The sequence below is a fragment of the Mesorhizobium sp. B1-1-1 genome, assembly GCF_006442955.1.
Classification (GTDB): Bacteria; Pseudomonadota; Alphaproteobacteria; order Rhizobiales; family Rhizobiaceae; genus Mesorhizobium.
The window spans coordinates 1-1,096 of the sequence record NZ_VFWW01000030.1 but is presented as its reverse complement, the minus strand read 5'-3'; the positions used below and the strand labels follow the sequence as shown (position 1 = coordinate 1,096).

The window sequence follows — 1,096 nt, the reverse complement described above, 5'->3', positions numbered from 1 at the left end:
CGGCCCTTTGGCTATTTCTCGACAGGGCGAGTTTGAACTGGCACGGCGCGGCGACCCTGTTCACCTGGGCCATGACACTGTTCATTCAACGCGCAGAACATCGCGACACGCAGGCGATCCATGCCAAGCTGGATGAGATGTTGCGAACGAATAGCTCGGCATCGAACATCACCAGAATCGATGATGAGGAACCAGAGGAAATCGAAAAGCATCGCACTCGCAAACAGCAGGGCGATTGAGATGTGCCATGCGGACTCGCGGCGCTACGGGCGGGTGCGCACCCAGTGAGGTTTGGCGTAAACCGGGGAAGGCTGCTTAAGAGCCTCAAATACGTGGCCGTTGCCGTCATCGCCAGCCTGATCACTCTGCTGAGCATAAACTTGGCACCAGAGCCACGCATTTTGCGAACGCTTGTCCCGCACCGATTCGACGCGTCGGATCCCGAATTTGCAAGGAGCATGAGCAGTTATTCACAAGGACAGCTGTTCGATTCAAACGCGGTACAAACCCTTGTCAACGGAGATGAGATCTTTCCTTCAATGCTGCAGGCAATCCATGCGGCTCGGTCTACAATTGATTTCGAGACCTATATCTATTGGTCGGGGGTCGTCGGTTATGAGTTCGCGACCGCGTTGGCAACCAAAGCCCGGGAGGGTGTCGAGGTCCGTGTGCTCGTTGACTGGGTCGGCAGCCTGCCGTTCGATGAAGACCTGATCGAGATCATGACAAGCGCCGGCGTGCGGTTCCAGCGCTATAGACCTATTCATTGGTATACGTTGGATCGTGTAAACAACCGGACCCATCGCAAGCTGCTCATCGTTGACGGGCTGGTCGCGTTCACCGGCGGCGTCGGTATTGCCGACAACTGGCTCGGAAACGCCCGCAATCCAGATGAGTGGCGCGACACGCACTATCAAGTCAAAGGACCCGCAGTGTCTGCCTTCCAGGCGGCATTCGCGGAAAACTGGTTGGAGACGGCCGGCGAGACATTGCAAGGTGAGAAGTTCTACCCACCCTCCGAACCTGCGGGGTCGCTTAGCGCTCAGCTGATCCTGTCATCGCAGCCAAATGGCTCGGAGAACATGGAACTGATGAT

At 56.8% G+C, this 1,096-nt stretch carries 2 protein-coding genes; both read left to right on the top strand.

What is annotated here, in order from left to right; all coding sequences use genetic code 11:
- Positions 1–239, top strand: a 239-nt coding sequence (locus FJ986_RS30320) for a low affinity iron permease family protein (protein WP_140676920.1), incomplete at its 5' end; no start/stop codon positions are given.
- Positions 240–332: 93 nt separating this feature from the next.
- A partial coding sequence (locus tag FJ986_RS30315) for a phospholipase D-like domain-containing protein (RefSeq protein ID WP_246681853.1) occupies positions 333–1,096 on the top strand: 764 nt, incomplete at its 3' end.